Annotated in this window: 5 protein-coding genes and 1 pseudogene; 1 reads left to right on the forward strand and 5 read right to left on the reverse strand. The window is 63.6% G+C overall.

Translation table 11 applies throughout. The features are described 5' to 3' along the window. Positions 1 to 487 precede the first annotated feature (487 nt). A complete protein-coding gene (locus ISP20_RS14695) occupies positions 488 to 2,386 on the reverse strand; it encodes a M61 family metallopeptidase (protein ID WP_204636860.1) in 1,899 nt (632 codons plus the stop codon). Between the two features lie 262 nt (positions 2,387 to 2,648). Between ISP20_RS14695 and ISP20_RS14700 the strand changes: the two genes are divergently transcribed. Beyond that, complete coding sequence (locus ISP20_RS14700; RefSeq protein ID WP_204636861.1) at positions 2,649 to 3,236, forward strand: outer membrane protein; 588 nt, start codon at positions 2,649 to 2,651, stop codon at positions 3,234 to 3,236. A gap of 75 nt (positions 3,237 to 3,311) precedes the next feature. On the opposite strand, the gene ISP20_RS14705 is transcribed toward ISP20_RS14700, so the two are convergent. From ISP20_RS14705 to ISP20_RS21850, 4 genes and pseudogenes are all read right to left on the reverse strand, one after another. Further along, a complete protein-coding gene (locus tag ISP20_RS14705) occupies positions 3,312 to 4,751 on the reverse strand; it encodes an amino acid permease (RefSeq protein ID WP_204636862.1) in 1,440 nt (479 codons plus the stop codon). Positions 4,752 to 4,836: 85 nt separating this feature from the next. After that, a complete protein-coding gene (locus ISP20_RS14710; protein WP_204636863.1) occupies positions 4,837 to 6,105 on the reverse strand; it encodes a sterol desaturase family protein in 1,269 nt (422 codons plus the stop codon). Between the two features lie 6 nt (positions 6,106 to 6,111). Further along, positions 6,112 to 6,822, reverse strand: a complete 711-nt coding sequence (locus ISP20_RS14715; protein WP_204636864.1) for a lysoplasmalogenase — start codon at positions 6,820 to 6,822, stop codon at positions 6,112 to 6,114. Positions 6,823 to 7,303: 481 nt separating this feature from the next. Next, positions 7,304 to 7,415: pseudogene (locus tag ISP20_RS21850) on the reverse strand (IS30 family transposase); the annotation flags it as partial.

Here is a 7,415-nt window from a genome sequence, read left to right on the forward strand (position 1 = left end):
GGCCCGCATGGATGCGGGCCAGTTTTTCGCCAGGGCAGGATGCCCTGTCGAAAAACCCCGTAACCCACCCGCGCACCTGGAGGGCCGAAGGCCCGGAAGGCGCGTCATCCGGGGGGCCCTTTCTTTTGGTTACTTTTCTTTACTCCGGGCATCCTGCCCTACGCCCTTCGGGCCGGCTTCGCCATTCGCACGCGCTCCTGCGCGTGCGTGGGCAAGCAAAGAAAAGTGACCCGGCCTTCCCGAAAAGGGGACTAGCTTTGCGTCGCCGGCAGGAGGTCGGAAGCCCGCGGCAGGCGAGCCAGATCGCGACTGCGCGACAACTAGACACCGAGGCTCTGGATGACCAGCCATTCGGCTGTTGAGAAGCGCCTCCGGCCCTCGCCCCCTTTTCGGGGTGCGCCGGGATGACGAGCAAAAAAAAGCCGCTCCAGGCGGAGCGGCTTTTCAGATCCATCTCTCACCCTCTCACCGAGAGAGAGAAGTAGCATCAACGCGCCTTGAGCAACTCCGACAACCGATCCGCCTTGCCCTCGATACGCTCCAGATGCGGATACTTCAACCCATCGTGGTAATCGATGCGCAGCGTGGAGTACTCATCGAAGTTCTTCACCAGCAACTCCACCGGCTGATTCTTGTCCTTCGCAGCGGCGGTCACGGCTTCCTTGAGAGCATCGCTGGAATATTCCTTGCCGTTCACCGCGACCACCTTCATCGCCGGCGACAAACCAGCCTTGAAGGCAGGGCTGTCCCACAGCACGTCGACGACGTCGCCACCCTTGCCCATCGACACGCCCAGCGAATACGTAAGGTTGGCGCCGCCCGCGCGCGTCTCCATCGCCTTGGCGACCTCGGAGGGCTTGTCGTTGTAGACCAGCTTCCAGCCGTTCGCCTCGAAGCCGCCGATCAGCGGACCATGGCCATCCAGCCGCTCGCGCAGATAGCTGGTCCAGTCGAACGGGGCGATGTCGTTGAGCGTCTTCACCACGTCCTCGAACGTATAGGTGTTGACGGCCCAGTCGCCGTTGTTCATGCCGAAGAAGGCCTTGGCGAAATCGTCGATGGAGCGCTTGTTGCCGGTGAGATCGCGCAGCTTGCCGTCCACGTCGAGCCAGATCATCTGGCCGCCCGAATAGTAGTCCTCGCTCATCTGGTAGTTGCGGTAAGGCAACGGGCGACGCATGGCGATGATCGGATCGTTGGTGGTGTCCTGGATATTGCGCCACAGCTGCAGGCCCGGACGACCGCGGTCATAGGTAGCCGCCACATTGGCCAGCATGTCCAGCGCCTGGTCCTGCTTCCACAGGCCCGAACGCGCGGCCATCACGTAGCCCCAGAACTGCGTCTGGCCTTCGTATACCCACAGCAGGCTGTCCTGCATGGGCACGTTGAAGTTCGGCGTGCTCAGGTCGGCGCCGCGACGATACTTGCCGTCCCACGAGTGGTTGAACTCGTGCGAGAGCAGATCGCGCATGGCGGCGTTCTTGTCCCACTCGGTGAAATAGGTGGTGCCCACGCCGTTCTCGCTGGAACGGTGATGCTCCAGGCCGTTGCCCGACATCTTGTCGCTGAGCGAGAACAGGAAGTCGTAATGGTTGTAGTGGTGCGCGCCGTACAGCTTGTACATCTGCTGCACCAGGTTCTGATGCGCCTTCAACTGCTCGGGCTTGATCTCCAGGAACTTCGGATCGTCCGCCACGATGTTGAGGAACACCGGCGTCTTCGCGCCCGGATCCAGATCCACGCGCTTGAAGTACTTGCCCGCGTAGATCGGCGAATCCACCAGGTTGGCGTAGTCGATCGGCTTGAACGTCACCGTGTCGCCGTTGCGCGAGGCCATTTCCAGCGCGCTGCCGTACTGCCAGCCGGCGGGGAACGTCACGCTGGTTTCGGCCTTGATCTGGCGCGCGAAATAACCGGCCGGATACAGCGACACCGAGTTCCACTGCAGGTTGAGCATCTCCGGCGTCATCACCACGCGGCCCTGGCGCAGGTCCTGTGCCGAGAGGAACTGGAATTCCACCTGCACTTCGTTCGCGCCCTGCGGCACATCCACGTGGAACGCGAACACGTTGAGCGGATCGCGCTTCCACGGAATGACCTTGCCGTTCGCCTTCACCACCAGGCCCGCGAGCTTGTCGACCGGACCGGTCGGCGAATGATTGCCCGGCAGCCACTGCGGATAGAGCAGCGTCAGCGGACCCGCCTGCGCTGGCACCGTCTCGCGCACGCGGAACACGCGATGCGCGATGTCGGTGGCATCGACGTTGATCTTCAAGGTGCCGTTGAACGCAATGTCCTGGGGCGCGGGAACATCGGCAAGGGCCGCGAAGCTGCCGAGCCCGAAGGCCGCAGCAAGAATGGCGGAAGCGAGATGCGAGGCTTTCAAAAGAGATTCTCCCCTGTTCAATCGGATTCGTGCGCAACCCTCGGCTGCACGAAACATGAACCTCCGATGCTAGTGCGGGTTGACACATGCCACCCCCTGCCATTGGTCATGGAAATGTCTGAACATCGCCTTTCCGCAAAACCCTGCAAGGGTTTTCTGCAGGTTAAAAACCCGTATCCTTTTTTCACCGCGCTCCCCACGCGGCCCATCGCGACACTCCCCCCATGGTCGCGACGGATCACAAAAATAGTTGGAGCATTCCATGAACAAGATTCTTCTTGCGGCCGCCTTGGCCGTGGTCGCTGCTGCGCCTTTTGCTGCTCAGGCTGACGAGAACAACAACCAGCTCGACAATTTCTTCGTTGCCGGCAACCTGGGCCAGAGCAACTACCGTCTCGGCGGCGTTTCCGACAAGACCGACGTGTTCCAGAACGTGCGCTTCGGCTGGCGCTGGAACGGCATCGTCGGCGCTGAAATCGGCTACGCCTATCTCGGCAAGGTCAAGAACGATTTCGATTTCGCCAGCACCTCGGCCAAGCCGCGCGTCGGCCAGATCGGCGTGACCGGCAAGTACAACTTCTACGACAACTGGTTCGTCACCGGTCACGGCGGCTACCTGCGTTCGCGCACCACCGGCGCGGTCACCGTGGGCGACGCCACCGCCAGCGAGCGCAGCTGGAACAACGGCTGGTACGCCGGTGCCGGCGTGGGCTACGACATCACCAGGAACGTGGCCCTCGGCGTCAACTACGACAACTACCACATCAAGTACGGTCGCGACGGCGCGCAAGAGCCGCAGACCAACGCCAACGTGGCCACCTATTCCGCCTCGGTGGAAGTGAAGTTCTAAGACTTCCCTGCCCGGTGGACAAAAAAACGGCCGCGAAAGCGGCCGTTTTTCTTTGTATCCGTGGACGCCTCGGCTTTACTTGAGCTGCTCCAGCTTGCTCTTGTGCATGCCGTAGAACACGTAGATGACCAGGCCCAGGCTCACCCAGCCGAGGAATACCTTCCAGGTGATGGCCGGCAGTTCCGACAGCAGCCAGATCGAGAACGCAATGCCGATCAACGGCACCAGCGGCACCAGCGGCGTGCGGAAGGCGCGGTGCAAATCCGGCTTGCGCTTGCGCAGGATCATGACCGAGCTGCAGATCACGATGAAGGCCGAAAGCACGCCGATGTTGACCAGCTCCGCCACCTTCTGGATCGGCGTGGAGCCTGCAACCACCGCGGTGAATACGCCCAGCGCGATGGTCGGACGATACGGCGTGCCGTAGCGCGGATGCACGCGCGCAAACCAGCCCGGAAGAAGTCCGTCGCGCGCCAGCGCATACCAGATGCGCGCCGCGCCGAGCATGAAGGCGAACAGCACGCTGATGAGGCCGAATACCGCCGACACCGACACGGTCAGCGCCACCCAGTGCAAGCCCAGGCCCTTGAACGCATCGGCCACCGGAGCATCGGTATTGAGCGTGTCGTAGTGCGCAATGCCGGTGAGCACCAGCGATACGGCGAGGTACATCGCCATCGAGATACCCAGCGACAACAGCACTGCCCTGGGCAGATCGCGTTGCGGGTTCTTGGATTCTTCCGCCGCCGTGGTCAACGTGTCGTAGCCGAATACCGCAAAGAACACCACGGCCGCGGCGGTCGCAACGCCATTGAAGCCGAAGTGCCCCACGCCCTTGGCATCGACAACGCGTTCGGGGATGAAGGGGAACCAGTTCGCCGGATTGATGTAGAACACGCCCACGCCGATCACCAGCGCAACCGCAGCCACCTTGATCGCCACCACCAGCGTGTTGAAGCGCGCGCCCCACTCGGTGCGCATGGTCAAGAGCGTGGCCACACCCAAGGTGATCGCCGCGGCGATGACATCGAACACCTGTCCGGGCTTATCGGGGTTCATCGCGCCCCGCGCCCAGACCGGCAGATGCACCCCCATGCTGGCCAGGGCCGATTGCACATAGCCCGACCAGCCAATGGCGACCACCGCGACGATCAGCGCGTATTCGAGCAGGAGATCCCAACCGATCAGCCATGCAGCCAATTCACCGAGCACGGCATAACCGTAGGTATAAGCGCTGCCCGTCACCGGGATGAGGCCTGCGAACTCTGCGTAGCACAGCGCCGCCGCCGCACTGGCGATGCCGGCGATGAGGAAGGAAATGACCACGGCCGGGCCGGCATTGAGCGCCGCCTGCTGACCCGCCAGCACGAACACGCCCACACCGATAATGCCGCCGATGCCGATGGCGGTGAGCTGCCACAGACCCAGCACGCGACGGAAATCGCCGCGCTTGCCGGCCTCCGCCTGCAACAGCTCCACAGGCTTGTGGCGCACCAACTTACTAAGGAAACCCATCGGCTCATCCCCGGGAAATGAGCCGCGATCATAGCGAATGCCCTCGCGCCTGCCACGCTGCAGCTGCGCGGGAGTGCCAAAGGTCCTAGCCGTGGATGGGTTTTTCCGCGTTGCTGCGGCCTGCCGCCGACAGCACCAGCCAGCCCAGCACCAGTGCGCTCAGCGCCTGGACGGCGACCATCGCGGCCACCACGCGGGCATCCAGCTGCGGCACGCCGAACCAGCCGCCGGTGAGCAAGGGCATCGCGGCGGTGGCGAACAGCCGCGCCAGTTCCAGGCCAATGCCGATGCGCCGTGCCTCGGTGAGCGCGCCCAGCGCAGTGAGGCTGAGCACCAGGAAGACGGCATAGGCAACCAAGGTGGTCGCCGGCACCTGCTTGGCCAGATCGAGGAACTGCACCGCCATGCCGAGCAGCAGCGCGAACTGCACCAGTCCGTAGACGGTAAGGCCGCGCGAGAGTTGCGGCAGGAAGCGCTCGCGCTGGATATCGAACGCAGGCTTGGGAAAACGCTCCGCCACGTCCGCCGGACGCCAGCCCGGCGGCTTCAGCCAGACCAGCAGCTTGTCGCGCCAGCGACGCGCATGCCACGCATCCTTGGCCGTGGCCCAGTACACCTCGGCGTTGGCCCACAGCGGATTCCAGCTGCGCAACGGCGAACGCGTGCCGTAGATCGGCGGGTCGGTGTCGTCTTCCTCGATGAAGGTGCCGAACAGGCGATCCCATACGATCAGGATGCCGCCGTAGTTGCGGTCGAGGTAGCGGTCGTTCACCGCATGATGGGCGCGATGATTGGACGGCGAACAGAACACGCGGTCGAACCAGCCCAGCCGCCCCACCAGTTCGGTGTGCACCCAGAACTGGTAGAGCAGATCGATCAACGCCACCACCACGAACACTTCCAGCGGATAGCCCACGATGGCCATCGGCAGGTAGAACAACCAGCCGAGCAACACGCCGCTGCCGGTCTGGCGCAACGCGGTGGAAAGGTTGTAATCCTCGCTCTGGTGGTGCACCACGTGCGCGGCCCAGAGGATGTTCACCTCGTGCCCCGCGCGATGCAGCCAGTAGTAGCAGAAGTCGTACAACAACAGCGCGGATATCCACACCCACACGCTGTTGGCAGGCAACGCGAACAACGCGAAACGCTGCACGCACCATGCATAGATACCCAACGTGAGCAGCTTGCTGAAGACGGCCACGATCTGCGAGATCACGCCGAGTCCCAGGCTGTTGATCGCATCGCTGCTGTGATACACGCTGCGGCCGCGCAGCTTGGCCACCAGCAGTTCCAGCGCGATCAGCGCAAAGAACACCGGCGTGGCCCACGTGATGATGATTTCCTGCGTATTCATGGCCGCTCAACGACTCCCGCGAACCGATCGCGCCAGGCACCACATCGCCGTGTAGTACGTCACCAGCACCCACACCGTCGACAGCGGAATGACGAAACGGAAGCGGTCCCAGGCCAACAGTGTATCGCTGAGCATGAAGATCAGCGCGCCCATCATCGACCAGTGCGCCGAGGTGGCCAGCTCATCGGACGCGTGCTCCCGCTCGCGCACCACCGCCTGCCCGCCCATGCTCGCCAGCACCAGCACGTAGACCACCACCGGCAGATGCAGCGGCACGGGCAAGGACGGCCACAGCGCCCATAGATTGAACACGCCGTACGCCACGCAGGCCAGCATGCCCCACGGCCGGGCGGCAAAGCGGCTGTCGCCCAGCAGCGCGGCGATGAAACACAGGTGCGCCAGCAGGAACGACACCAGCCCCGCCACAAAGGCATCGTGCGGCAGCATCAGGAACACGTCGCCGACCAACGAGCACAGCATGCCCGCGGCGATCCAGCGCCGGTAACGCTCCGACACCGCCGGCGCGGCACGCCAGGCCATCCACAGGATCAGCACCGTGGTCAGCGGCTTGCACACCCAGTGCAGCCAGCGCCAGCCATCGATCTCACCGTGGGCTGCGAATACGGCGCCGGCGATGGCGCCCAGGGCCAGGACGACGATCGCGATACCGAAGCGGAGCGACGAGGCCGGGCCCGTCGTGGCGTTTGAAACAGACATGCATGGATTCCCCAACCCATCGATGGCTGTGATGGTAGATCCAATGGGGGTGAGTGCCCTGTCGCAACGCAAAAAAATTCGTCTTGCCTGCAGGAGCGCCCCCTGTGCGCGACCGCCACGCCGGGATGTATCGCTCCGTAGGATGGTCGCGCACAGGGTGCGCTCCCACAGTAGATCTGTAGCTCTGGCTACTGCCCTCGGCTACTGCTCTGGCTGCTCTTGGCTGCTGCTCTTGGCTGCTGCTCTTGGCTGCTGCTCTTGGCTGCTGCTCTTGGCACTGCTCTTGGCTCTCAGGGGTCCCCGTATGACGCGGCGGGTGGGTGGAGGATCAGCCCGCAGGGTGGCCGGCATGGATGCGGGCCAGTTTTTCGCCAGGGCAGGATGCCCTGTCGAAAAACCCCGGAACCCACCCGCGCACCTGGGGGGCCGCTAGGCCCGGAAGGCGCGTCATCCGGGGGCCCTTTCTTTTGGTTAGGCGGTGTCAATCTAGAAGTGCATCATCGATCGCTTGGGCGAGGTCATCGCGCCCCAGCGCACGCATGAACATCTCCGCCGGACAGTGGTAGTCGAGGGTGGCCCGCGGTCGCAGATTC

It is taken from the genome of Dyella kyungheensis (assembly GCF_016905005.1).
In the GTDB taxonomy this organism is placed as follows: domain Bacteria; phylum Pseudomonadota; class Gammaproteobacteria; order Xanthomonadales; family Rhodanobacteraceae; genus Dyella; species Dyella kyungheensis.